This window comes from Cupriavidus sp. 01L46 (genome assembly GCF_056399905.1).
On sequence record NZ_JBFTSF010000016.1, the window covers coordinates 23,216 to 47,710 of the forward strand.

A 24,495-nucleotide genomic window follows, 5' to 3' on the forward strand; every position below is an offset into this window, starting at 1 on the left:
TGGCAGCCGCGAGTATAACGGGCCGGCGCGGTGTGGCGCTGCGCGGAGCGCGCGCGCCGGTACGCTATACTGCCCCGGCACGTGCGTGCGGACCGGGCTGCAGCCTTGCAGCGGCGCAGCACGGCGCGTTTCCTGTTTGATTTTCCTGGCAAATCCGCCGGGCATTGCCGGCGGCGAACCGACTGGCATTTTCAGGTCCAAATTCGCATGAAGAAACACGGTATTGCTTTCCAGGTCCTCGTTCCCCTCGTTCCGCTTGCCGCAGTGGCCATGGTTTGCCCCGCGCAAGCGCAAACGGCCGACAGGTCCTCGCCGGACCGCCTGGTACGCGCGGCGGTCGAGGGCGTGATCGGCACCATCCAGTCCAGCCCGGACACCCGCAACGGCGACCTCGCCAAGATCACCGCGGTCGTGCAGCGCCAGTTCCTGCCGTACACCGATTTTGAACGCACYACCCGGCTKGCGGTCGGCAGCGCCTGGCGCAAYGCCACGCCYGAGCAGCARAAGCAGCTKTACGAGCAGTTCCAGACSYTGCTGGTGCGCAGCTACGCGGTGTCGCTGTCGCAACTGCGCGAGCAGAACGTGAAGTTCAGCTACAAGCCGACGCTGGCCGCCAGCGGCGCCACGGATGTCGTGGTGGAGACGCGCGTGCTGAACAACGGCGATGAAATGCAGATCGATTACCGCCTGCAGCGCAGCGGCAACGGCTGGAAGATCTACGACATCAACATGATGGGCGCCTGGCTGATCGAGGTGTACCGCCGCCAGTTCGCCGATATCGTTGCGCGCAACGGCATCGACGGCCTGCTCAAGTACTTGGCCAACCACAACGCACGCCAGTCCGCCGACGCCTGAGCGCCTGGCCTGGGCCAGCGCATCAGCGACAGCGTCAGGCATAAAAGAAAAGGCGCGCTCCCGGTTACGCGCGGTACCCGGGAGCGCGCCTTTTTTGCCAGCCAGCCTTCGGTTTAGTGCGCAGCAGCTTTGCGTGCCGCGGCGTCGTTGGCTGCCTTGGAAGGCTTCGAGCGGCCGATCTCTTCGAGCTTGATCTCCACGTGCTTCGAGAACACGTACTCGGCCGGGCGCTGCTTGGTCAGGTCGATATCCGGTGCCATCGGGCCCGACGTACGCACGCCGCGCAGGCTCACGCCCAAGGCCTTGAGCGGGTGCGCGATGGTGTCCGCTACCGCGGTGGCCTCGAAGCCSCTATGGACCATGCAGTCGGCGCACTTCTCGTAGTGGCCAACGCCATAGGCGTCCCAGTCGGTGCCTTCCATCAGTTCCTTGAAGGTGTCGACGTAGCCTTCGCCGAGCAGGTAGCACGGACGCTGCCAGCCGAACACGGTGCGCGCCGGATTGCCCCAGGGCGTGCACTTGTAGGTCTGGTTGCCGGCCAGGAAGTCCAGGAACAGCGTGGACTGGCTGAATGCCCAGTTCTTGCCGGCGCGGCCGCGCGACAGGATGTCGCGGAACAGCTGGCGGGTCTTGCCGCGGTTCAGGAAGTGCTGCTGGTCGGGCGCGCGCTCGTAGGCGTAGCCCGGCGAGACGGTGATGCCGTCCACGCCCATGGCCTTCACGGAGTCGAAGAAGCGGGCGACTTTTTCCGGCTCGGCATCGTTGAACAGCGTGCAGTTGATGTTGACGCGGAAGCCGCGCTTCTTGGCCGCGGCGATGGCTTCGACGCAACGGTCGTACACGCCTTCCTGGCTCACCGAGCGGTCGTGCATCTCGCGGTCGCCGTCCAGGTGCACAGACCAGACGAAGTACGGGCTCGGCTCGTACTGGTCCAGTTTCTTTTCCATCAGCAGCGCATTCGTGCACAGGTACACAAACTTGCGGCGCGCAATGATGCCCTTGACGATGGTGGGCATGTCCTTGTGCAGCAGCGGCTCGCCACCGGCAATGGAAACCACCGGCGCGCCGCATTCGTCGACCGCGCCCAGGCACTGCTCGATGGACAGGCGCTGGTTCAGGATGGGATCCGGATAGTCGATCTTGCCGCAGCCATTACAGGCCAGGTTGCAGCGGAACAGCGGCTCGAGCATCAGCGCCAGCGGATAGCGCTTGTTGCCCGAGAGGTGCTGCTTGACGACATAGGCGCCCACGCGGGCAACCTGCAGAAAGGGAATGGCCAAAATGTACTTCCTTGTTATAGGGGCGCCCGGGCGTTAGCCAGCGGCGGTTTGCGGGTCCGGCTGYGGCGCGGCTTCGGCGGTGRCCGTGCCGGCTGCCTGCCGGCGCGGCGACGGATCGGCGAGCTCGGCTGGCAAGCGGAATTCGGCGTGTTCCTCGCGGCCTTCCATGACCGACACGTCCACCGGCCCGAGCTGGCGCAACGTGGCGATCACGTCCTTGACCATTTCCTCGGGGGCGGAGGCGCCGGCCGTGATCCCCACGACCTCAACGCCGCGCACCCACTCGGGGTTCAGTTCGCTGCCATCGGCAATCAAATAGCTGGGCACACCGCTCTCCGTGCCGATTTCGCGCAGGCGGTTGGAGTTGGAACTATTGGTGGCGCCGATCACAAGGATCACTTCCACCTGCTTGGAGAGCTCGCGCACGGCGCTTTGGCGGTTTTGCGTGGCGTAGCAGATGTCACGCGTATCCGGCCCGACCAGATTGGCAAAACGCCGGCTCAGGGCGGCAATTATATTACGTGTGTCGTCCACGCTGAGCGTAGTCTGGGTCACGTAGGCAACCGGGGTGTCTGCGGGCAGGTCGAGCAGCGCGACTTCCGCCTCGCTCTGCACCAGGATTACCTTGCCGGGAATTTGCCCCATCGTGCCCTCGACCTCCGGATGGCCGGCATGGCCGATCAGGATCACGGTGCGGCCACTGGCGGCGTACTGGCGCCCCTGGGTGTGSACCTTGATSACSAGCGGGCAGGTCGCGTCGATCGAGTGCAGCTGGCGGGTCCTGGCGTCGCTCTCGACATCCTTGGAGACACCATGCGCGCTGAAGATGGTGACGGCGCGGGTCGGCACTTCGTCCAGTTCTTCCACGAATTGCGCGCCCTTGCGTCTCAACCCTTCGACCACGTGCTTGTTGTGCACGATTTCGTGTCGCACAAACACCGGGGCTCCGTGTTTGACGAGGGCACGGTCTACAATCTCGATCGCGCGCACCACACCAGCACAGAAACCGCGGGGTTGAGCAAGAATCACCTGCATAAATATAGGCCCCCGACCCAGTCAACGGGTTCAGCATAAGTTGATATTCCGGAATCACTTTCCCGTCATACGGTGGTTACTATATACCGGTGCCGCAACCTTTGCCTGGCACCTGGCTACAGCCAGCAACACTTTGAGGGTTTTTCGGTGGTTGAAATGAGTTCAGGGGACTACGTCCTGGTAACGGGCGCATCCGGCTTTCTCGGCTCGGCAGTGGCGCGGCAAGCGCTGGCGCGCGGTTTTCGCGTACGGGCGATGGTACGCGCCGGCAGCCCGCGCCGCAACCTGGAGGGCCTGCCCGTGGAGATCGCCGAGGGCGACATGCGCGACGCGCGCGCCATGGAAAGCGCGCTCCGAGGGGTGCGCTACCTCTTCCACGTGGCGGCGGATTACCGGCTGTGGGCGCCGGATCCCGAGGAAATCGTGCGCACCAATGTGGCGGGCACCGAGACGGTGATGGGTGCGGCACTGGCTTGCGGGGTCGAGCGCATCGTCTACACCAGCAGCGTGGCTACCCTGCGCGTCGCGGGCGCCACTGCGCCGGTGACGGAAGAGGCCGCCATGGCCGGTCATGAGGCTATTGGCGCCTACAAGCGCAGCAAGGTGCTGGCCGAACGCGTGGTGGAGCGCATGGTGGCCCGCGACGGGCTTCCTGCCGTGATCGTCAACCCTTCCACGCCGATCGGCCCGCGTGACGTGCGGCCCACGCCCACCGGCCGCATCATCGTAGAGGCCGCCACCGGCAAGATTCCCGCCTTCGTCGATACCGGCCTGAACCTGGTGCATGTGGACGATGTGGCCGAAGGCCATATGCTTGCGCTGGCGCGCGGCGTGACCGGCGAGCGCTACATCCTCGGCGGGCAGGACGTGGGCCTGCAACAGATGCTGGCCGATATCGCTGCCATGACGGGGCGGCGTGCCCCAACCATCCGCTTGCCGCGCTGGCCGCTTTACCCGCTCGCCTACGGGGCGGAGGCGGTGGCGCGCATGACCGGCAAGGAGCCCTTCCTGACGGCGGATGGCCTGTCGATGTCGAAGTACCGGATGTTCTTCAGTTCGGAGAAAGCCCGCCTGGCGCTAGGCTACCAGGCGCGGCCATATCAACAAGGGCTGGGCGAAGCGCTCGACTGGTTCCGTAGCGCCGGCTACCTGGGCTAACGGGTTAAGCCCCGACGGTCAGCCCCGTTGGGGGGCCTGCGCGCGTCCCTTCCACTGGCCGCCTTTGCGCAGCCAGTAGCGGCGCGCGGAGTCGACCGTGGCGCCGAGGTAGAACAACGCCGTCACCGGCAGCAGTGGTGCCAGCCAGAGCGGCTGGCGGTATTCACGCAGCATGGGCACGTAGGCCAGCGCCATGGCCAGCCAGGCGGCCCATGCCGGCCACAGCCGCAGGCCGCCGCCGAGCGCCAGCAAGGGCGGCGCCAGGTAAGTGAGGACCATGCCAGCCACTGCGCCGGCCAGCAGCAGCGGCGAATAATGCAATTGGGTGTACGCGCTGCGGGCAATCATGTCCCACAGGCTGCGCCAGTCATCGTAGGGGCGCACCGAAATGCTGTCGTCGGCCAGGTCGAGGCGGATCGAGCCGCCTTGCTTGATGCAGGCAGCCAGGCTGCAGTCATCGATCAGTTCGCCCCGGATCGCCGCAAATCCGCCAATGCGGGCCAGTGCGGCACGGCGCGCCAGCATGCAGCCGCCGGCGGCCGCAGCCACGCCGCTGCGCGGATTGTTCACCCGCGCAAACGGGTAGAGCTTGGCAAAGAAGAACACAAAGGCCGGGACGATCAGGCGTTCCCACCACGATGCGCAGCGCAGCCGCACCATCAACGACACCAGGTCCCGCTGCTCGTGCGCGGCACGCGCCACCAACCGGGCCAGTACGCCGTTGCCGTGGTGGATGTCGGCGTCCGTCAGCCATACCCAGCCGGCTCCGGGCGCTGCCTTGTCGGCGGCGGCGAGGCCTTCGGACTGCGCCCAGACCTTGCCGCTCCAGCCGGCCGGCAGGTCGCGCGCCGTGATCACGGTCAGCGCATCCGCCTTGCCCAGCGCCACCGCGGCGCTGCGCGCGATGTCGGCGGTGCCGTCGGTGCTATGGTCATCCACTACCACCAGCCGCAGCGCTGCGGGATAGTCCTGGCCCAGCACGCTGGCCACGGCGCCGCCAATCACGTCCGCTTCGTTGCGAGCCGGGATGACGGCAACCACCTCAGGCCATTGGGCGGGCGCGGGCGCGGGGCCGGGCTTGCGCACTCGCCAGAAGCCGGCACGGCCGGCAAGCAGCACGCACCAGATGGCGAGCGAGATCAGGGACAACACAAACATCTCAAAAAACTCCAGGACAGGATGGGTAGGGCAGCGACGGCGTCAGCGCATCACGCATCAGCGCAACAGGCGCCGGGCAAGCCGGGCAAGCTTGGGCACGGTTTCAGGGCGCAGCAGGCGCGGATCGTAGCCGGCCATGCGGCGGTCGTTCTCGGCCAGGCAAAGCTCGATCATCGCCCGCGGCGACAGGGCCTMGGCTAGCGAGGACGTGCTGTTCATGGGGAAATTGGCGTCCTTGGCCACGCCGTCGGCATCGATGCCGCGCGCAATGCCAACACGCTCCCAGATCAGGAAGGCCCACACCCGCATCACCTTGAGCGTGTAAAGCGGGCGCCGCCACCAGGGCAGGTTGCGGCGATACCAAGCCGCCCAGTTCACGAAGAACAGGATGTGGCGGCCTTCCTCCTGGATGACCGGCTCGAACGTTTCCACCAGTTCCGCGGGGAAGAAGCCTGAGCGCTTGGCCGCGGCAAACAGGCCAAAGGCAAAAAAACTATCGATGCACTCGCTGTAGCCGGTGACCAGCCAGCCCCACTCCACGTCAGCTGGCGGGCGGTACTCAGGCTCGGGTGCCAGGGCGATGCCGTAGGCTTCTACCAGTTTCGACAGCACCACCTTGTGGCGCGCCTCCTCGCCACCATCCATTTCCAGTGCGCTGCGCAGCAGGGGGGTGGTCACGGTATCGGCGAAGGCCTGCACCCGCACGGAGGCACGGCCTTCGGTCTGTACCGCGATATCCCATATCGGCAGCGAGGTCACCCGGTGCAGGGCATCCGGGTCAAGCCTGGGCCAATCGATAACCGCGGGTTTGTAGGGGTTGTGGGTTTGCAGCAACATATTGCAGAACATGCGCAAATGCTGCGGCGAGCCGATGCGAACCGGCCCGGGCTCGGGGTCGGTCCAGTTGCGCATGGCATGGTCGGCCTGGTCGATCTCGGCCTTGGCGAGGGCAGCGACCACGGCGGCGGCCTTGGCCTCGGTGCTCGGTTCGCTGGTCCTGCTGGGCGTGGCAAGCGCGTCTGACATCCTGCTCCCCTGGCGGTTGATGGTCCGGGGGTGATTCTAGCGTGGCTGGCGCGCTTGCGCGTGCCGGACACGCATCACGGCGCGCGCAAGGTACTGCATAGAAAGGCAACGGGGGACCGCTTGCGCGCTAGTGCGATGCCGGCAAGGCGATGTTCGCCAGCCCGAGGCCCGCACGCCATGCCCCCGGCGGCATGCCGAAGCGCTGGGTGAAGCTGCGCGTAAAGGTGGTCTGGTCGGGAAAGCCTAGCGCCAGCGAGATATCCGCCAGCGGCTGGGCCCGGTCCGCCAGCAGGCGCGCGGCCTGGTCCAGCCGCAGGCGCGTCTGGTAGCGATGCGGCGTATCGCCAAAGGCGTCGCAGAACAGGGTGTGGAAGCGCCGCACACTCCAGCCGAACTGTGCCGCGAGCTGGTCGGCCCGCAGCGGCGCGTCMAGGCGCTGGCGCAGATAGGCGTCGATTTGCGCCAGCGGAAAATGCGTGGGCTGGGCGCGTCCGCCCACGCCCAACGCCTGCGCCACGTCGGCGGCAAGGGTAGCGGCCAGTTGCCAGTGATGTTGCCGGGAGCCGGCTGCCTGAGGCAGCGTAGCCAGGCGCCGCACGCGCTCGCTCCAGCCGCGGGTGATGGCAAACGCCGTGGGCCGGTCCATCAGCGCGGCCGGCAACGCGAGCGAGCCCGGCGGAATATCCAGCACCAACTGCCGGTTGCCGGCCAGCCCCAGGAAGTCGTGACGCTCCCCGGCGGGCACGATCAGCCCGCCGCAGGGATCGAGCCGGTGCAGGTGGCCGCCGATTTCCAGCTCGCAGGCACCGTCCAGGCCGAACAGGACCTGATGGTAGTCATGGCGATGCCACTCCCGCTCTGGCTGGTAGACGCGGGTCTCCACCAGCGGCGCCGGCCGGCCCGCCTGCGCTAGCTGCACAGCATCGTCATCGTGCGGCGGCATGGCTGGTTTTGCGAGCGCTCCCGGCGCCCTGGCCGGTCTGGCATAGCCAGACCCCAATGCCGGCAACGAGCAGGCCCAGTAGCTGCAGGGCCCCGAGCTTGTCGCCAAACAGCAGCCAGGCCTGCAGCGCCGCCAGCGGCGGCGCCAGGAACATCAGCGACGCGGCGGTGGCAGCCTGCCCGCGCCTGACGATGCGCACCAGCAGATAGGTGCCCAGGCCCGACAACACTAGCGTGGCCCAGGCCAGCGCCGACCAAAGCGCCATGCCCGGCTGCCAGTGCGACTCGCCCAGCAGCCATGCCAGCGCGCCGGCCACCAGGGCGCCTCCCACGTTCTGCCAGGCCATGCTGGTGCGCAGGTCGGCGGCGGCAATCGAGGTTTTCTGCAGGATCGTGCCCATGGTGATGGAGAGGATGGAGATGACCGCCACCAGCACCACCCACGGCGAAACGGGGCTGGGTGCGCTGGCCAGGGTGGCGGGTGCCACCACCAATACTACGCCCAGGGAGCCCAGTGCAAGCCCGCCCCAGGCCTGCCGGGACGGAAACTCCCCCAGCAGCGGGATCGCCAGCAGCGCGGTCAGCAGCGGTTGCAAGGCACCAAGCAAGGCCATGGCCGACGGCGCAAGGCCATGTGCGATGGCCCAGTAACCGCCACCCAGGTAGCTGCCGTGCAGGAGCGCGCCCGCCAGCAAGTGCCGCGGCACTTCGCGCAGCGCTGGCCAGCGCGCTCCGCCGGCCACGGCCACGGCTGCGAACAGTACGGCCGCCAGGCAGAAGCGGGCCAGCAGGAACAAGCTGGGCCGGGCCACCGGCACGATGGCCCGGCCCACGATGAATCCGGTCGACCAGATCAGGACAAAGGCCAGGCTGGACAGCCAGGCGGCTGAGGCTGGGACGCTGAGGCGGGATGAGGGCATGGTGTTTCAGCGCGCCGGCGGCGCGCGCGGGGGCGGCAATGATCGACAATGGGCTGCAGGCTAGCCGCCTGATGCCTTCCTGTCTTGGCAAATCCGGCAACGCGTGGCCGAACCGTCGCGGCGTCGGTTTATAGTCTGGCGCTAGCCCCGACTGCCATGCAGCACGCTGCGTGCCGCGCAAGGCAGCCCGGCATTCGTCAACCTACGGTCCTCTATAGCCATGTCCGAACCCCTGTTGGAACGCGTACTCCTCACAAACGATGATGGCATCGACGCCCCCGGCCTGGCCGTGCTCGAAGCCGTGGCGGCAACGCTGGCACGCGAGGTCTGGGTGGTCGCGCCCGAGCATGACCAAAGCGGCACCTCGCATTCCCTGAGCCTGCACGCGCCGCTGCGCATCAGCCAGCAAGGCGAACGCCGCTTCGGCGTGAGCGGCACCCCTGGCGACTGCGTCGTCATGGCCGCCCGGCACCTGATGGCCGACACCCCGCCGAGCCTGGTCCTGTCGGGCATCAACCGTGGCGCCAACCTCGGCCTAGAAACCGTGTTCTCCGGCACCGTCGGCGCCGCCATGACCGGCGTGTTGCTGGGCATCCCGGCCATTGCGCTGAGCCAGGCTTTCACCGATCGCAACGCGGTGCGCTGGGAAACGGCGCGCGCGCTGGCGCCCGGCGTGATCCGCCGCCTGCTTGCCGCCGGCTGGAACCAGCAGGCCTGCCTGAACATCAACTTCCCCGATGTGGAGCCCGGGTCCGCCGGCCCGCTCACCGTCACCCGCCAGGGCGTTGGCCTCGTCAAGGATCTTGCCGTGCGGGCCCATGTCGACCCGCGCGGCATCCCGTATCACTGGCTGCAATTCTCGCGCGGCCCGCAGCCGGACACCGACGACAGCGAGGCGGTGGTGGTCGGCCKGGGCGCTATTTCGGTGACGCCGCTGCGTTTCGAGCGCACCGACGAGGAGGCGGCCGCGGAACTGGCGGGGCGCCTTTGAGGTGATGACCGGCGGTGCCGCCCGGGGGCGGCACCCTGCCACACGGCGCCCGCGTCGCTCTCCGCTGCCTCGATGATCGGCCATTACCTGGATCCTGCGCTGGCATTTCTCTCCCGCACCCGTCTGATAGCATCTCTGTTCGAGGGAATCCGGCGTTTGCCTTCACGCCGGAAGATCGGACCATCACGGCATGGTTTTCCTTGATCGGAACCGACGAAAGCACTTCACACAGATAGCAAGATGGATCTCGATTGGAAGCAACGTACGCAGCAGTATATCCAGGCCCGGCGCCAGCATCCGGCTTGGCAATTGCTTGCAGCGCGCAGTTCACCGCTGGTTCTGAGTTGTCTGCAGACTCTGTTTGAGAGGAGTCACKACGGAATCGTCTTCGAAGAGGCGCAGCAGGCCTTGGCGGCACTGCTGGAGCAGCATGCCAATAGCGATGAATTCGGCGTCGACGCTGACGACTGCGCGGCAGCAGCGCGCAAGGAGTTGCGCGCCTGGATCCGGCGCGCGCTGGTGATCGAGCGGGAGGGGCGTCTGTATGCTACGGATGCGCTGGAGGAAGCGCTGAGGTTCGTAGCTGGACTCGAAGGCCGGCTGATGACATCAACCGCATCGCGCTTGTCCATCGTGCAACGGGAGATCGAGAATCTGGAGTCAAGCCTGAATCCGGACCCGCGCAGCCGCGCCAGATATTTGCAGCGCAAGATCGCCGAACTTGAAAGCGAACTGGCTGCGGTCAACGCAGGTGAGGTCAAAGTACTGAGCGATGCCGAGGCAGCCGAGGGCATTCGCGAAATATTCAACCTGGCCACCAGCTTGCGGGGGGACTTCCGGCGGGTGGAGGACTCCTATCGCGAGGCGGACCGGCGGCTGCGGCAATCGATCGTCAGCGAGCGCAACCACCGGGGCGAGGTTGTCGACAAGCTGCTGAATAGCCACGATGGCCTGCTGGAGACGCCGGAAGGCAAGGTGTTTCATGGTTTTCAGCAGCAGTTGGGGCGCTCGGCGGAACTGGATGCGATGAAGCATCGCTTGCGTTCGATCATCAGGCATCCAGCCACCCGGTTGGCCTTGAATTCGCAGCAGCAAGGTGAGTTGCGCTGGTTGATTATTCGCTTGGTGGACGAGTCGGCAGCGGTGATTCGTGCACGCGCACGCAGTGAGCGTGATGTCAAGGGGTTCCTCAAGCCGGGCCTGGCTGCCGAGCATCATCGGGTTGGAGAACTGGTCAATGACATTCTGCAGCAGGCCCTGGCGGTGGACTGGGGCAGTGCTGCGGTACGCCGCCAGGCCGGCCCTTTGCCGCCAGTCGCCATCGCGGTGTCGGGGCTGCCACTAGTGGAGCGGCTTCGCTTCAAGGCCAGCGAGGACGATGAGCAGCAGGGCCTCGAACTTGGCGCCCGCGGCATGGATCCCACGCTGATCGATGAGGATTTCTGGGATGCGTTCGATAGCCTTGACCGCCAGGCATTGATCGAGCGGACGCTGGCCTTGCTGCAAGAGAGCGGGCAGGCCATGGGCATTGCCGAGCTGGCGCGGCATCTGCCGCCGACCCATGATCTGGAGTCGATTGCGTTGTGGCTGGGCATGGCGAGGGAGGCTGACGCCCCGGTGCATCCGCAGCGCGAGAGCGTAGATGTGCTTGGCCGTGACGGAATTGCCCTGCGTTTCCAGGTGCCACAGGTGGAATTGGGCGCCGAACATCTGCGCGGCTTGGACATGGAGATATAGCATGGCGAGCATTTTTGATGACCTGACCGCGGCGGATGAGTCCGCCGCAACCGTGGATTCGTCTTCGCGAGACAGTGAAGAAGAGGTTTCGCTCCCATCCTCCGCGCAAGCCGGGGCAGAGGGTGGGCTTGCCATTACCCCGCGCCAGGTCAAGGATGCCTGCCAGGAGTTGCTCAAGCTCGGCTTGCTGGAGGCCGCGAGAAAGCCCAATCTCTATCGTATCGCTATCACCCATGCGGCCGATATCGATCGCATCCTGGAGCCGCTGGACCTGGCATTGAAGATCGACGACGTGCGAGGGCTGGCCTTCCTGGTGGTGTCACAACCATTGTTCGCGCAGGCGGAGGACGAGTGGTCGCATCCTCTGGTGCGCCGCCAGCGCCTGACGCTCGAACAATCACTGCTGGTGGCCTTGTTGCGCCAGCACTATGTGGCGCATGAGCAGGAGGGCGGGATTGGGGCCGGAGATGCCCAAGTGGCGCTGGAAGACCTGCTGCCACAGGTGCAGCTCTACCTGGGCAACCTGGGCAGCGACGCGCGCGAGCAGCAGCGTTTGCGCACCTTGCTGGAGAAGCTAAAGCCGCATGGCATTGTTTCCGAGGTCGATCCACACGATCAGGTCTCCATCCGGCCCATCATCGTCCATCTTGCCAATCCCGAGAACCTGCAAAGCCTGTTGCAGGCCCTTAGGCTTGCAGCGCAGCCTGCGGGTGGCGACGATAGCGGCGCGTCGAGCGATCCGGAGGATGCCGTATGAAGCCTCCCCCAGGGCATCCATCAATCGAGGAGTTGCTGCCCTGCGCGGCGTATGTGCTGACGCATCTCGACGTCTACAACTGGGGGCCGTTTGGGGGACGGCACCATGCCGAGATCGATATCGAGGGTACCGCCATCATCGGGCAAACCGGCAGCGGTAAGACGACGCTGGTCGATGCCCTGATGACATTGATCGCGGCCCAGCCGCGTTACAACCTGGCCTCGACCGGCGGGCATGAAAGCGATCGCGATCTGGTGTCCTATGTACGCGGCGTGTCCGGGGCGGGACGAGGTGGCGATACCGACCATATTGCCCGGCCGGGCAAGACCGTGTCGGCGRTCGCCGCAAGCTTCGGCAACGGCAACGTGCGCTTGACCATTGCCGGCATCTTTACGTTGGAGGGGAGTAGTTCGGCGGCCGCCGACCTTGACAGGATCTGGTTGATTTCCCGGCAGGAGCAGCAAGGGCTGGACGAGTGGCTCGAAGTGCATCACGCCGGCGGCAAGCGCGCATTGAAGCAGCTTGGGCGCGAGCTTGCCGATCTGCAGGTATTCGAGAACAAGAAGGCTTATGTCGCGCAACTACGCMGCTTCTTCGAGGTGGGCGAGAACGCTTTCACCTTGCTGAATCGTGCCGCCGGCCTCAAGCAGTTGAACAGTATCGACGAATTGTTTCGCGAGTTGGTGCTGGATGACCGCTCGGCGTTCCAGCGCGCGGCCGAAGTAGCGTCCGAGTTCGACGACCTGGCGGCGATCCATCAGGAGTTGGAGATTGCGCGCAGGCAGCGGGAGTCCCTGCTGCCGGTCGAGAAGGGGTGGCAGTCGCGCGGCGAGTACCGTCAACAACAAGATGTCCAGCTCGACCTGATTGCCATGCTGCCGGTCTGCTATGCGCTGCGCGCCCACCAGCTCTGGCATGGGCGCGCCGACGATCTAACGAGGCAGATCGGATTTTGCACGCAGCGTGTCGATGCGCTGTCCACGGAGATTGGTGAGCAAGAGGCGCAGGAGCAAGCTTTGCGTGACCGCTACCTGCAGACTGGGGGCAGCAACGTCGAGTTGCTGGAGGAGCAAATAGAAAGACAACGCAAGCACTGCGAGACGCTTCAACGCTATGCGCGGGACTATCAGCAACTGATGAGGTCTTTGGCGCTCGATGTCACCTTGACAGTCGAGGCTTTTGGAGAGGGGCAGCGGCAGGCTGGCCAGCAGAAAGTCCAATATGAAGAGTCGCTTGCAGGGCAGGAAGGCGAGGCTTTCGCGCTCGGGGTCAAGGTCGAGGCCAGTAAGGTGGTTGTCTCGGAAGTGATGGAGTCCTTGCGGCAGGTCCGGGCACGACCCGGCTCCAACATTCCGGGGCCATATCAGCAATTCAGGAGCGAACTCGCCGCGCATCTCGGTCAGCCTGAGGATGTCTTGCCGTTTGTCGCGGAGATGGTGGAAGTGCGCGCGAATCAAGCCCAATGGAGAGGTGCCATTGAGCGCGCCATTGGGGGGCATCGACTTCGTCTGATGGTGCCGCCACAAGTGATGAAAACGGCGTTGTCGTGGGTAAATGGCCGCGATAACCGGCTGCACGTTCGCTTGCTGGAGGTGAAGGAGCCGGCGCCAGCCCCTGGCTCTTTTGAGGACGGATTCACCCGGAAGCTGAATTTCAAGGACCACGCATACGGGGAAGCGCTCAGGCAATTCCTGAACGAGATCGACCGTCATTGTGTTGCCTCACCCGAGATGCTGAAAAGTACCCCACACGGCTTGACGGCGCAGGGCTTGATGTCAGGCAAGACTGGCTTTTTCGAGAAACAGGATAAGACGCCTCTCCATCAGGGGTGGATGACCGGTTTCGATAACAAGGACAGCCTGGCGGAGCTGGAAGAACAGTTGCGTCAGGCTACGGCGGCGCTTAAGCGGCATGAGGAACTGTTCGAGTTGGGCAAGGTGGCAGTGGGTGAAAGCCGCGTACGCCTGGGCCTGCTTGAGCGCTTGCTGGGTCTGCAGTTCCAGGACATCGACCTACCCGCGGCAGAAGGCGACCTTGCTGACTTGCGGCGGCGCCTGATTGATCTGACCGATCCGGAGTCGGATACTGCGAGGGCGCAGCAACGATGGCAGGAGGCCAAGACGCTGCTGAGGCAAAGGTCTGAGGCATGGCAAAAGGCTCGCATGGTTCAAGTCGCTTTGCAGAAAGACCTCGAGGTTGCGATAGCACAGCGGGAACGCGCCTACCGACGTAGCGGCGAGGGGTTGAGCGCTGAGCAGCTAGCGCTGGCACAGCAGCATTTCGACCTGTCCGGCGTGCAACAGGTCGATGCGCTGGAGGAGCACGAGGCCGGGGCGGAAGGGCGATTGCGTGAGCAACTTCGACGGATCGCCGAATCGCTTGTTCGTTGCGAGAAGGATCTGATTCGCGCTATGGGACAAGCGAAGCGCGAGGATACCGGCGCTCTGTCCGATGTCGGCACCGAACTGGAGGACGTGCCGCAATACTTGGCGCGCCTGAAGCTACTGAACGAAGAGGCCCTGCCAGAGAAGCTGCAGCGCTTCCTGAACTACCTCAACCAGTCCTCCGACCAGGGCGTAAGCCAGTTGCTCGGCAGTATCGAGAACGAAGTGGCGATCATCGAGGAACGCATCGAAGATCTTAACAACACCATGCGCCGGGTCGATTTCCAGCCCGGGCGGTATCTGCGGCTGGATCCACGCCGTGTGGTTCATGAGAGCTTGAAAACGCTGCAGCAGGCGCAGCGTGCGCTACGCTCGGCGGCATTGCAGGACGATCAGGGCGAAAGCCACTTCCGGGCCCTGGCGCAGGTGGTGACGCTGTTGCGAGAAGCCAGCGAGCGCCGGACTACGGTTGGCGCGCGTGCGCTGCTGGATCCGCGCTATCGCCTGCAGTTTGCCGTGTCGGTGATCGAGCGCGGCACGGGCGCGGTCATGGAAACCCGCACCGGCTCGCAGGGCGGAAGCGGCGGCGAGAAGGAAATCATCGCCAGCTATATTCTGACAGCCTCGCTGAGCTATGCCCTGTGCCCGGATGGAGGGAGCAAGCCGCTATTCGGCACCATCGTGCTGGATGAGGCATTCTCGAAAAGCTCGCAGGCAGTGGCCGGGCGGATTATTTCGGCGCTGCGGGAGTTTGGCCTGCATCCGCTGTTTGTCACACCGAACAAGGAAATGCGTCTGCTGCGCGCACATACCCGCTCCGCGATCCTGATTCACCGCAGAGGGCAGCAGGCCACCATGACATCGCTGAGTTGGGAAGAGCTGGATGTGCTCGCTCGCTCTAGACAAAACAGCCAAGATGAAGTCACCGGATGAGTTGGCGGCGAAGCTCGCCAGGCATTGGCAATCCGCGGATATGCGCGTGGCTCGATTGCTCCAGGCTGATAGCTGGCCGCTGAGTCTGTCGATAGGCAGGCCGAGCGCAAGGGCTTTTGCCGACGAGACCGGCCTGGTCAGGCGGCATGTGCAGCGCTGGCGTGAGATCCAAGTCGGAACGGTTGTCTGGCAGGATGTGGCGTACCGAGCCGGCAATGCGCCGGTTGAAGTGCCGCAGAGTTGGGAGTTGCGCACGCCGTCGGAATGGGTCTTAGCCACAGGGGATGCAGCGATCCAGGCTGAGTATCGGGCGCTTGGCCAGTTGGTACAGGCTGTCGATCCGCTCTTCCATCCATTGATCCTGCGCCAACGCCGCCTTGCGGTAGACCGCCCGGCCGGCGACGTCGCCAAGGCGAGCGAGGTCGCCCTGGCCTTGACGCCTGGCTGTGCGGGGGGACGGCCGCTGCGGGCATTGACCGTCTGCAATATTGATAGCAAGTTCATCGAACGCAATCGCGCCTTGTTGATCCAGATGCTCGATGTGCGCTTTGACGGACTGCCGAGCGAGCTCGGGCTGGAGTCCTTCCTGGATGCAGCCGATGATAGCGATCATTGGCTCCTGTTGGTGCCGCTGGCGCCTGGACTGCTGCCGYTTTCGCAGCAGCGCGTGCGCGTCAGCGAGCTTGGCCTGTTGCCGGAGTCCGTCAGCCATATCCTGGTCGTGGAAAACGAGCGCTGCCTGCATCAATTGCCGGCGTTGGCCGATACCGTCGCCATCCTCGGTGCGGGTTTGAACCTAGGCTGGATGCGAGCCGAATGGCTGGCGCACAAGCATGTTGCCTATTGGGGCGACATGGACACCTGGGGGCTGACGATGCTGGCCAGGGCACGGCAGGCCCTGGCCGATGTGACTGTCGTGCAGATGCATCGAGCCTGCTTCGATCAATACGCTGTAGGGTTGGCTGTGGCGGAGCCTGTGCCGGCCGGTGTCGAGCCGCCGGAGGGCCTCACAGTCGTTGAAAGGGACTTCTATCAGTATTTGCGCCGGCAGGAGCGCGGGCGCATCGAGCAGGAGTTCCTGCCGCCAGATCTGGTAGTCGCGGCGCTAATCGCGTGGCACGGGGGCGCGCTGGATTGACCTATTGCGCGGCCCCCTCAAGCTGTCCCAAGGGACAGCCCTGCCGCAAACGGATTGCGAACACGCAATCCTTCTTCGATCAGCATCCCGTCCTGCATATCCTCGGAATACAAGATCTCGCAGTCGGACAACAGCGCCGCCGCTATGATCATCGCATCGTAGACGCTGAATCCGTAACGTTCGGCAATCTGCCTGCCTTTCTCATGTGTTTCCACTGTGAGCGGCTCCACGGGGCACAGGGACTGAATCAGTCTCACAACCTCGCTCACTTCTGGCCACGGCATAGCCAGCTTGCGGCGAGCCACGTTGGTGATTTCGTTCAAGACCTGCACGCTGATTCTGCCCCCGGCCTGGACGACGGCTTCGGCGCGATCCGCTTTTGCCGTGTCGGCGGACAATAGGTACAACAGTACGTTGCTATCGATAAACGCCCTACGCGCGGTCATTGATATCGTCCCGGTCAAACTTGAAATCTGCCGGCAGGCGCCCGCGGAACTGCCGTAGTTTCGCCAGATAGTCGGCGCTGCCGGGTTTCTTCCTGACCTGGAAAACCCGTTCGTCGGCGATCACGACTTCAATGTCGTCGCCTTCGTGCAGCTCCAGCGCGTCCACCACGGAGGCGGGCAGACGGATGGCCAGGCTATTTCCCCATTTGCTGACTTGCATGATCTGTTTCTCCCATGGCACTCGAGGATGATATACGTTGTGAAATGTATATCCTCGCATGAGGGGCATCAAGGGGTAGTCAACTTTGTGGCGTACTATCCCTTTTTTCTTTCTTTTCGCGCGACGCGGCTAGAGCCGTCCTTGTCGCATGCACTCTAGAGATTTGATAATCTGCCATTACATGCCGATTCAATCAAACCAGATTTGAATGTACTCCCTAGACGACCTGAAACTCTTTGTCCGCACCGCCAAGCTTGAAAACCTCTCCGCGGCCGCGCGTGAACTGGGCCGGACCGCCGCCACCGCCAGCGCCGCCCTGATCCGCCTGGAGCAACGCCTGAGCGCGCGGCTGTTGGCCCGCACCACCCGCCGCATGCGCCTGACCGAGGAGGGGCGGGTGTTCCTGGAGGCAGCGCGCAAGGCATTGGCGGCGCTGGAGGAGGGCGAGGGCGCACTGGCTGAGCAGCGGGAGGAACTGGCCGGGCCGCTACGGTTGTCGGCACCCGCCGACCTGGGGCGCGCCTTGCTGCGTGGCTGGCTGATCGAGTTCCTGCAGGCGCGTTTCGCGGCGTTCGACGCGGACTATCCTTTCCCGGGCTAGCCGCGCCAGTGCACGCTTGCGTCGTGGCTACTCATTGACGGCAAGCTCGCCGCCGGCAAGCACGGCCCCTTTGCCTGCGCCGCTGCTGGCTCGCCACGCGGAGTACGTGACCCMGGTCAGCAGCAGGGCTGAGAGCACGACGAAGACGCAGCTGATCGGGCGATGCACGAACACCATCATGTCGCCGCGCGACAGCAGCAGCGAACGGCGGAAGGTGCCGCTGTTCACGTCGGTACCGACACAGCCGCAGATCAGGCCGAACAGCGTCATCGCCACGCCTTTCAACGGGGACCCGCGCGACATGGTGGAGCCTGCCAGCAAGCCCAGCAGCATGATCGAGAAGATCTCCGTGGGTCCAAACTTGAACGAAATCTCGGTGAACAGCGGCGAGGCGAAGATCATCACGATGATGCCCACCGACGCGGCGAAGAATGAGCAGATCATGGTGATGCCCAGCGCCGTGCMGCCCTTGCCGGCGCGCGTCATTCAGCGGCAGCAGGATGGCGATGGCCGACAGCGCGCCCATGCTTGCCTTACCGCGACGCCATCGCGGGCGTGAGCGGGTGTCGAGACTCTAGGAACGGCATCTTCCAAACGGCTTTCCGACGGCTTCCAATCGGCTTTCGGAGCAGCGAAGTTGAAGAGAACTCCTCGTGGCTACGCGTAATCCCTAGCGCTGAAAATCCATGGAGCAGGAAACTTCTGCGCCGGATCTCAAGCGATGCTGCAGCCAAGTGGTGCACTGTTCACGCGCTGCCGGCGACCCGCGGAAATCCATTTGCATCACGTTGTGCTATATCTCGCCGGATCGCTGCAGCGCCAGCTGTCCGCGCGATCGTGGGGCGTGCCTGGATGATTGCAATTGCAGTCATCCAGGCATGCAGACATACGGCCATGCAAAGCGACATCAAGCTTTCACATAAGGCATCGATAATGCGCTCAGCCGCCACGGGTGCGGTTCATGGCGTCTATCGCATGGTTGCCCGCGGCTGGCGGAAGACTGCCTCATCCATCCATAAGACAGAGAAAATCAGTGAAGAAAGCTCTCCTTGCAATGACTGCCGCGGCTGCTGCCGCAGGCTCCGGCGCAGCGTTCGCCCAAACCTCCTCGTCCGGCGTCACGCTGTACGGCATCGCCGACGTTGGCATTGAAGTCATCAACCACATGCCGGCCTCCGGCTCCGCGGGTGGCACCGTCACCCGCATGAACTCCGGCAACCTGTCGGGTTCGCGCTGGGGCCTGCGCGGCAGCGAAGACCTGGGCGGTGGCCTGAAGGGTATCTTCGTGCTGGAAAGCGGCTTCGATATCGATACCGGCGCTTCGGGCCAGGGCAACCGCCTGTTCGGCCGCCAGTCGTACGTGGGCCTGCAGGGCAATTTCGGCGCCGTGACGCTGGGTCGCCAGCAAAACGCGCTGTACGACCTGTTCGGCGCCTATGACCCGATGKCCGTTGGCCCGCGCTACTCGCTCAACAGCGTCGACTCGCTGTTCAATGGCCGTGCCGACAACGCCTTCAAGTACACGGGCAAGTTCGGCGGCCTGACGGCTACCGGCTTCTACAGCACCGGGCGCGATGCCACGGTGACCAACGGCAGCGAAGTGCCGGGCGAAAGCAAGGTGGGCCGCAACTACGGCGCGGGCCTGGCCTACGCCGTTGGCAGCTTCTCGGTCGGCGCCGCGTATGACCAGTTCCAGGGCTCGTCGGTGGCACTGAAGGACCGCAGCGCCAAGCGCGCGGCCATCGGCGCGTCCTATGCCTTCGGCGATGCCAAGGTGTTTGCCGGCTACCGCTGGCTGCGTGACGACGGCACGGCAAGCGCCACGGCCACCGTCACCCGCAGCAATGTGTACTGGGCAGGCGCGCAGTACAAGTTCACGCCTGCGTTCCAGCTGACTGGCGCGGCGTACTACACCGACATGAAGAACAGCGGCGCGGATTCGTGGATGTACGTGCTGTCGGGTGACTACTCGCTGTCCAAGCGCACCGATGCCTACGTGAACATTGGCTACGTGAAGAACAAGTCGGGCTCCACCCTGGGCCTGAACGGTGCCGGCACGGCACTGCCGGGCGCGAACCAGACCGGCGCCACCGTCGGCGTGCGTCACCGCTTCTAAGCCGCTTCTAAGCGGTAACTGAGCGGTAACTGAGCAGCACTTGGGCGGCATCCTGCGCACGGAGGATGCCGCCAACGATCATATCGACCTTGCTGATGCGCGAGGATCGCTTGGCCGGTCAGATCGACCGGCCTTTTTTCTCTTCTTCGCCGAACCGCGTGAAGTGAGCCAGGCTGCCGTCGCCATAGACGCGCTCCACCTTTGACACCACGACGTGATAGCCGTCATACCATTTGCGGTACTGGCGCTTGGCGTCAAGGTGCCGTGGATGGGCAGCGAAGGCCCGCAGGGCTTCCTGATCCCGCCAGTAGTAGCTGGCGTTGGCCAGCTTGCCGTCGGGCGAGCGCCAGGATTCGGCCCCCAGGAAGCCGGCGATGCTGCCCGCCACCTCGTCAATGACCGCGCTCAGCCGCTGGAACTCTTCGTCGATCTTGCCGGGCTTGTAGATAAAGGCTGCGATGTACATCTCGTGTTGTCTTTCTTGTATTGTCTTTTCAGTATAGGGATGGAAGTGCCCGCCATCTTCGCCGGCTAGGACACCTTCGGCATGGCAAGCAGCCTCAGCGCCAGCAGCGCCAGCACCACGGCAAGCCCGTATTTCTGGAACACGGCGGCACGCGGGTTGCGGCTCAGGAACCGCCGTGCCGACCCGCCAGCCGCGCCMAGCAGGCCGTGGAACACGGTGCTGATCGCCGTCAGCACGCAGCCCAGGACAATCAGCTGCCGGGCCACGCTGCCCTTGCCCGGGTCCACGAACTGCGGCAGGAAGACCATGAAGAACAGCAACGCCTTCGGATTCAGCAAGCTGTTCAGCGTAGAGCGGAAAAACACCGATTTCAACGAGGCCTGCCGGGTCACCGCGCCCAGCGGCAGCAGCGGGCGGCGCAGCGCTTTCCAGGCCATCCACAGCAGGTACAGGGCTCCCGCATAGCGGATCAGGTCGAAGGCCGGGGGCCACGCGGCAATCACGGCGGTGATGCCGGTTGCCGTCAGGACGGTCAGCACGAGATCCGCCGCGGCGATGCCGAGCGCGGCCGCCGCGCCGCCGCCGAGGCCGTAGGTGACGCCGTGCGCCATGACGAAGGCCATGTTTGGCCCGGGTGACAGCAGCAGCACCATCACGGCCGCGGCGAACACCKACAAGGTAGCGAATTCGATCATGCCCAGGTTTCCAGAAAGCTCCGCGGAGCCCTTTACGTTGTCGAGGCTGATAGCGTAATCTTTGTGTCTGATACAAACAAAAAATTGTTCTAGATACAAAGAACGATCCGACGAAGGCGCGCAGGCCAAGGCATGATCCCAGCCCGGTACAAAACCATCATGGACGAGATAGCGGGGCGCATCCGCGAGGGGGTGCTGCCGCCAGGCACGCAATTGCCGACCGTTCGCGTCTTGATGAAGCAGCATGGCGTCGCCCTGGCCACCGCATCGCGCATCTACCGGGAGCTGGAATCCATCGGCCTTGTCGTTGGCGAGACCGGCCGGGGCACCTTCGTGCGCGACACCTCGCTGCCGCGCGGCCTGGGCCTGGAGCAGCACCCGGTGCGTTTCGGCGCGGTCGATCTCACCTTCAACTATCCGTCCTTGCCCGGCCAGGCCGACATGCTGCGCGACGGCCTGCGCACCATCGCGGCCTCGGGGGACCTCGATGCGCTGCTGCATTCGGCGCCCCAGGGTGGGCGGGCGCACGAGCGGCAGACCGCGGCAAGGCACCTGCGCAACCGGGGCATCCGGGTGGGCGGGGAGCAGGTGCTGATCGTCAATGGCGCGCAGCAGGGCCTCGCCGTGACGGTCATGGGCCTGCTCAAGCCGGGCGATGTCCTGGCTGTGGACGCGCTGACCTATCCCGGCATGAAGATGCTGGCGCAGGCGCACCGCCTCGGCCTGGAGCCGGTGCCGCATACCGTCGCGGGCATGGATCTGGACGCGCTGGCCGCGCTTTGCCGGCGGCGTCCGGTGCGCGCGGTCTACGCCATGCCCACCATGCACAACCCCCTGGGCACGGTGATGCCGGAGGAAGGCCGCTTGCGCCTGGCCGCGCTGGCCGACCGGCATGATTTCCTGATCGTCGAGGACGGCGCTTATGCCTTCCTGGCGGAGCCGGCACCCAAGCCGGTCTTTACCTATGCGCCAGGGCGCACGGTCTATGTGTCGGGCTTGTCGAAGAGCGTGGCTTCCGGCTTGCGGCTGGGGTTTGTCGTTGCGCCGCTGGCCATGGTGCCGGCGCTTGAGCGCGCCATTCGCGTGTCGACCTGGAACACCCCGTCCCTGACCGTGGCGCTGGGTTGCCACTGGATCGAGGCCGGCCTGGTTGACGGGCTCGAGGATCGCAAGCGCAAGGACGCGCGGCGGMGCCAGAGCCTGGCGCGCCGCGTGCTGCGGGGGTGCGCCATCGCCGCGCACCGCTCGTCCTACTATCTCTGGCTTTCTTTGCCCGAGGACCTGCGAGCAGATCGCATTGCCGCGGACCTGGCGCGCGAGGGCGTCCTGGTGACAACGGCGGAGCCGTTCGCCGCGACGCCCAACGTGCCGCATGCGCTGCGGCTCGCCATCGGCTCCATTTCGCTTGAAGCCCTGGAGGCGGCGCTGGCGAAGGTGCGCAGGGCGGTGGCCGGCTGATACCTCCCCCCTTTGAGGCTGGCAGCGGCCCGCCGTTGCGTGTTACGCATACCTCACCGGGCGGGCGGATATCGGGCTGGGCCGCGGGTTGCGCCGGAGCGGTGACCCTGGCTGCCACGCTTTGTCCTGCCATGACGCCAATGATGCCGGCCTATAGTGGAACGGGTGGGGCGGGGCCGGCGGCTGCTCCGCGGTCTGTGCCCTTCCGCTAACGCATCAAGGGGAAACATCATGTTGATAGCCAGATGGCAGATCGATGCCCGCTTTGGGCACAAGCAAGAGGTCATCGACCGGTTGCAGGGCTGGGCGCGCGAGATCGCGCCGCAGGTGGGGCTGGTGCGCGGGCGCCTGCTGACCGGCTCGATCGGCGCGCTGGAGGCGACCGTGGTCCACGAGTGGGAAGTGAGCGACCTCGGCGAACTGGACCGTGCGTGGAGCCAGCTCGCATCGATTCCGGCCCATGCGCAATGGGGCAAGGAACTGGAGCCGTTCGTGGTCTCCGGCACTGCTCGCTGGGAAATCTATCGCGTTGTCTGAACCCGAAGTCCTCTCCCGAAGCCCGCGGCCATTTGCGCATGGTGGCTGCCATGGCATGCGAGGATACGAAGCCGAGTGCCCACATGGGCGACTTCTCCCACGACCCTCGCGCGTGATGTGTGCCGTGGCGATCGTGGCGGGCGACAAGCCAAGGCTCCCAAAGGCCAAGGCTCCCAAAGGCGCATCCCGGCAAATCACGCTTGGCCGGCGCCCCGGCTGTCCCGAGCAGGTTGTGCGGCAGTGCAGCAACCGGTGCGGCGACGGGGCCGGCTTGCCATTGTCCGGGCCGGCGCGAGTGCGCCTGCGTAGTTGTTCCCATTGTCTGTCCCCGGGCTTTCCATTAGGCTGGCCGTCCAGCTTCCCGCACTTCCGGCGCGCGCGCCATGCCGCCGGTCACTGGAGATGCCCTGATGCCCGCTGTGCAGAGCCTGCCGCAGAATATGACGCGCACGACCAATATGACGTTCGATCAATGGCGCGAGGCCATCGATACGCGTTTCCTGCCGCTCGAATATTCCCGCCAGGCGCGCGGGCCGTTCCATTGCAATGTCAGCTATGCGCGCTTCGGCGCGTGCGCGGTGGCGGACATGGAGGTTGACGCGCATCGCGTGGCGCGCGAGCGCCGGCACGCGGTGGCTTCCGATGCGGGTTTCTTCAAGATTTTCTGGCAGCTGAGCGGGCGCAGCCGGGTGGCGCAGCGCGGCAACGAAGCGTCGCTGGAGCCGGGCATGTGGTCGATCTACGATACCGCGCAGCCCTACAGCATCGACATGGYGGAGCGTTGCCGCGTGCTGGTGCTGCTGGTGCCGCAGGAGCGCGCCTTCGGCTGGCGGCAGGCGGCCACCTGCCTGGGCGGACGGGCGCTGCGCGGCGAGGGCGCGGCGCGCATCGCGGTGTCGGCGCTCGGGGCGCTGCTGCACGACACCTGTGCGGGCCACCTGCTGGACCAGCAAGGCCAGGTGGTGCTGCAGGATTCCGTCGTGTCGCTGATGGAGACGGCGCTACAGGGCGCGCACGCACCGTCGCCCGCGGTGATAAGGGACGGCACGGACGCCGCCATGGCACGCCATCTGGGCGAAGCGCGCATGAACCGCATCGCCGGGTTCGTCGACGCCCATCTGCACGATCCGGCGCTATCGGCGCAAAGCCTGGCGGTGGTCCTGAACGTCTCGCGCCGCACGCTGTATAACCTGTTCCGCGAGTTCGGCCAGACGCCGCATGCCTATATCCTCTCGCGCCGGCTGCGGCAGGCTGCGCTGCGCCTATCCGGCGGTGGGGAGGGCGGGCGCAGCATTACCGAGATTGCGTTTGCGCTGGGGTTTGCGGATGCCGCGCATTTCAGCCGGGTGTTTCATGAGCGGTTCGGGATGAGTCCGACGCAGTGGCGGCAGCAGAATGCGGGGGGGGGGGGGGTTGCTTTGCGGCATTAGATGGGGGGATGGGGGGCTTGGCTGCAACTGGAACTGCAACTGCAACTGCTTAAAGTCAAAGGCAACTGCAGTTTCACCTCCCCTGCGGGGCGGCGACCTACTTTTTTGTCTTGCCAAAAAAGTAGGCAAAAAAGGCGCGCCGGATGGGGCGACTACCTCCTCGGGATTCGGCGAAAAGAGCGGCCGGGACCCAAACTCGCATCGCCTTAAGG

22 protein-coding genes and 1 pseudogene are annotated in these 24,495 nt (G+C 65.2%); 12 read left to right on the forward strand and 11 right to left on the reverse strand.

The window, feature by feature from the left end:
• Positions 1 to 207: 207 nt before the first annotated feature.
• Positions 208 to 855, forward strand: coding sequence for an MlaC/ttg2D family ABC transporter substrate-binding protein (locus AC1DS3_RS04960; RefSeq protein ID WP_441638329.1), 648 nt, complete (start codon positions 208 to 210; stop codon positions 853 to 855).
• Positions 856 to 968: 113 nt separating this feature from the next.
• Here AC1DS3_RS04960 and hpnH read toward each other — a convergent pair whose 3' ends face one another.
• Complete coding sequence (hpnH, locus tag AC1DS3_RS04965; RefSeq protein WP_477126775.1) at positions 969 to 2,135, reverse strand: adenosyl-hopene transferase HpnH; 1,167 nt, start codon at positions 2,133 to 2,135, stop codon at positions 969 to 971.
• A 33-nt stretch (positions 2,136 to 2,168) separates the two neighbouring features.
• Positions 2,169 to 3,170 carry a 4-hydroxy-3-methylbut-2-enyl diphosphate reductase gene (ispH, locus tag AC1DS3_RS04970; protein WP_477126776.1) on the reverse strand — a complete coding sequence of 334 codons (1,002 nt, stop codon included), beginning with the start codon at positions 3,168 to 3,170 and terminating at the stop codon, positions 2,169 to 2,171.
• Between the two features lie 156 nt (positions 3,171 to 3,326).
• Here ispH and hpnA point away from each other — a divergent pair, with 156 nt between their 5' ends.
• Complete coding sequence (gene hpnA, locus AC1DS3_RS04975) at positions 3,327 to 4,328, forward strand: hopanoid-associated sugar epimerase (RefSeq protein ID WP_441638335.1); 1,002 nt, start codon at positions 3,327 to 3,329, stop codon at positions 4,326 to 4,328.
• An 18-nt stretch (positions 4,329 to 4,346) separates the two neighbouring features.
• Here the strand turns inward: hpnA and AC1DS3_RS04980 are convergent, their stop codons facing one another.
• From AC1DS3_RS04980 to AC1DS3_RS04995, 4 genes are all read right to left on the reverse strand, one after another.
• Positions 4,347 to 5,486: a glycosyltransferase gene (locus AC1DS3_RS04980; RefSeq protein ID WP_441638337.1), complete on the reverse strand. Its 1,140-nt coding sequence runs from the start codon at positions 5,484 to 5,486 to the stop codon at positions 4,347 to 4,349.
• A 57-nt stretch (positions 5,487 to 5,543) separates the two neighbouring features.
• Complete coding sequence (locus tag AC1DS3_RS04985) at positions 5,544 to 6,512, reverse strand: ferritin-like domain-containing protein (RefSeq protein WP_477126777.1); 969 nt, start codon at positions 6,510 to 6,512, stop codon at positions 5,544 to 5,546.
• Positions 6,513 to 6,639: 127 nt separating this feature from the next.
• Complete coding sequence (locus AC1DS3_RS04990) at positions 6,640 to 7,455, reverse strand: helix-turn-helix transcriptional regulator (protein ID WP_441638341.1); 816 nt, start codon at positions 7,453 to 7,455, stop codon at positions 6,640 to 6,642.
• The gene (locus tag AC1DS3_RS04995; RefSeq protein ID WP_441638343.1) at positions 7,439 to 8,374 is read right to left on the reverse strand and encodes a DMT family transporter; all 936 of its coding nucleotides are present in this window, start codon (positions 8,372 to 8,374) and stop codon (positions 7,439 to 7,441) included. Before AC1DS3_RS04995 ends, AC1DS3_RS04990 begins: the two co-directional genes overlap by 17 nt.
• A 220-nt stretch (positions 8,375 to 8,594) precedes the next feature.
• Between AC1DS3_RS04995 and surE the strand changes: the two genes are divergently transcribed.
• The 5 genes from surE to AC1DS3_RS05020 all read left to right on the forward strand — a co-directional run bounded on the left by surE (position 8,595) and on the right by AC1DS3_RS05020 (position 16,314).
• Positions 8,595 to 9,365 (forward strand): 5'/3'-nucleotidase SurE, encoded by a 771-nt coding sequence (gene surE / locus AC1DS3_RS05000; RefSeq protein ID WP_477126778.1) that lies wholly within the window; start codon positions 8,595 to 8,597, stop codon positions 9,363 to 9,365.
• A gap of 240 nt (positions 9,366 to 9,605) precedes the next feature.
• Positions 9,606 to 11,102, forward strand: coding sequence for a DUF3375 domain-containing protein (locus tag AC1DS3_RS05005; protein WP_477126779.1), 1,497 nt, complete (start codon positions 9,606 to 9,608; stop codon positions 11,100 to 11,102).
• A gap of 1 nt (position 11,103) precedes the next feature.
• Complete coding sequence (locus AC1DS3_RS05010) at positions 11,104 to 11,859, forward strand: DUF4194 domain-containing protein (RefSeq protein ID WP_441638349.1); 756 nt, start codon at positions 11,104 to 11,106, stop codon at positions 11,857 to 11,859.
• Positions 11,856 to 15,176: an ATP-binding protein gene (locus tag AC1DS3_RS05015; protein WP_477126780.1), complete on the forward strand. Its 3,321-nt coding sequence runs from the start codon at positions 11,856 to 11,858 to the stop codon at positions 15,174 to 15,176. Before AC1DS3_RS05010 ends, AC1DS3_RS05015 begins: the two co-directional genes overlap by 4 nt.
• The gene (locus AC1DS3_RS05020) at positions 15,127 to 16,314 is read left to right on the forward strand and encodes a Wadjet anti-phage system protein JetD domain-containing protein (protein WP_477126781.1); all 1,188 of its coding nucleotides are present in this window, start codon (positions 15,127 to 15,129) and stop codon (positions 16,312 to 16,314) included. Before AC1DS3_RS05015 ends, AC1DS3_RS05020 begins: the two co-directional genes overlap by 50 nt.
• A gap of 17 nt (positions 16,315 to 16,331) precedes the next feature.
• Here AC1DS3_RS05020 and AC1DS3_RS05025 read toward each other — a convergent pair whose 3' ends face one another.
• Positions 16,332 to 16,760: a PIN domain-containing protein gene (locus AC1DS3_RS05025; protein ID WP_441638354.1), complete on the reverse strand. Its 429-nt coding sequence runs from the start codon at positions 16,758 to 16,760 to the stop codon at positions 16,332 to 16,334.
• Positions 16,747 to 16,980: an AbrB/MazE/SpoVT family DNA-binding domain-containing protein gene (locus tag AC1DS3_RS05030; RefSeq protein WP_174428675.1), complete on the reverse strand. Its 234-nt coding sequence runs from the start codon at positions 16,978 to 16,980 to the stop codon at positions 16,747 to 16,749. Before AC1DS3_RS05030 ends, AC1DS3_RS05025 begins: the two co-directional genes overlap by 14 nt.
• A 208-nt stretch (positions 16,981 to 17,188) precedes the next feature.
• Here AC1DS3_RS05030 and AC1DS3_RS05035 point away from each other — a divergent pair, with 208 nt between their 5' ends.
• Positions 17,189 to 17,581 (forward strand): LysR family transcriptional regulator, encoded by a 393-nt coding sequence (locus AC1DS3_RS05035; protein ID WP_441641573.1) that lies wholly within the window; start codon positions 17,189 to 17,191, stop codon positions 17,579 to 17,581.
• A 198-nt stretch (positions 17,582 to 17,779) separates the two neighbouring features.
• On the opposite strand, the pseudogene AC1DS3_RS05040 reads toward AC1DS3_RS05035, so the two are convergent.
• Positions 17,780 to 18,067: pseudogene (locus tag AC1DS3_RS05040) on the reverse strand (tripartite tricarboxylate transporter permease); the annotation flags it as partial.
• Between the two features lie 547 nt (positions 18,068 to 18,614).
• On the opposite strand from AC1DS3_RS05040, the gene AC1DS3_RS05045 reads away from it, so the two are divergent.
• Positions 18,615 to 19,697, forward strand: coding sequence for a porin (locus tag AC1DS3_RS05045; RefSeq protein WP_477126782.1), 1,083 nt, complete (start codon positions 18,615 to 18,617; stop codon positions 19,695 to 19,697).
• Positions 19,698 to 19,815: 118 nt separating this feature from the next.
• Here AC1DS3_RS05045 and AC1DS3_RS05050 read toward each other — a convergent pair whose 3' ends face one another.
• Both AC1DS3_RS05050 and AC1DS3_RS05055 read right to left on the reverse strand, forming a co-directional pair.
• A complete protein-coding gene (locus AC1DS3_RS05050; RefSeq protein WP_441641575.1) occupies positions 19,816 to 20,163 on the reverse strand; it encodes an antibiotic biosynthesis monooxygenase family protein in 348 nt (115 codons plus the stop codon).
• A 65-nt stretch (positions 20,164 to 20,228) separates the two neighbouring features.
• On the reverse strand, positions 20,229 to 20,858 hold the full coding sequence (locus AC1DS3_RS05055; protein WP_477126783.1) for a LysE family translocator: 630 nt from the start codon (positions 20,856 to 20,858) through the stop codon (positions 20,229 to 20,231).
• Between the two features lie 132 nt (positions 20,859 to 20,990).
• Between AC1DS3_RS05055 and AC1DS3_RS05060 the strand changes: the two genes are divergently transcribed.
• The 3 genes from AC1DS3_RS05060 to AC1DS3_RS05070 all read left to right on the forward strand — a co-directional run bounded on the left by AC1DS3_RS05060 (position 20,991) and on the right by AC1DS3_RS05070 (position 24,283).
• Positions 20,991 to 22,316, forward strand: coding sequence for an aminotransferase-like domain-containing protein (locus AC1DS3_RS05060; RefSeq protein WP_477126784.1), 1,326 nt, complete (start codon positions 20,991 to 20,993; stop codon positions 22,314 to 22,316).
• A 231-nt stretch (positions 22,317 to 22,547) separates the two neighbouring features.
• Complete coding sequence (locus AC1DS3_RS05065) at positions 22,548 to 22,853, forward strand: hypothetical protein (RefSeq protein ID WP_441641578.1); 306 nt, start codon at positions 22,548 to 22,550, stop codon at positions 22,851 to 22,853.
• 410 nt (positions 22,854 to 23,263) lie between these two features.
• Complete coding sequence (locus AC1DS3_RS05070) at positions 23,264 to 24,283, forward strand: helix-turn-helix domain-containing protein (protein ID WP_477126785.1); 1,020 nt, start codon at positions 23,264 to 23,266, stop codon at positions 24,281 to 24,283.
• Positions 24,284 to 24,495 lie beyond the last annotated feature (212 nt).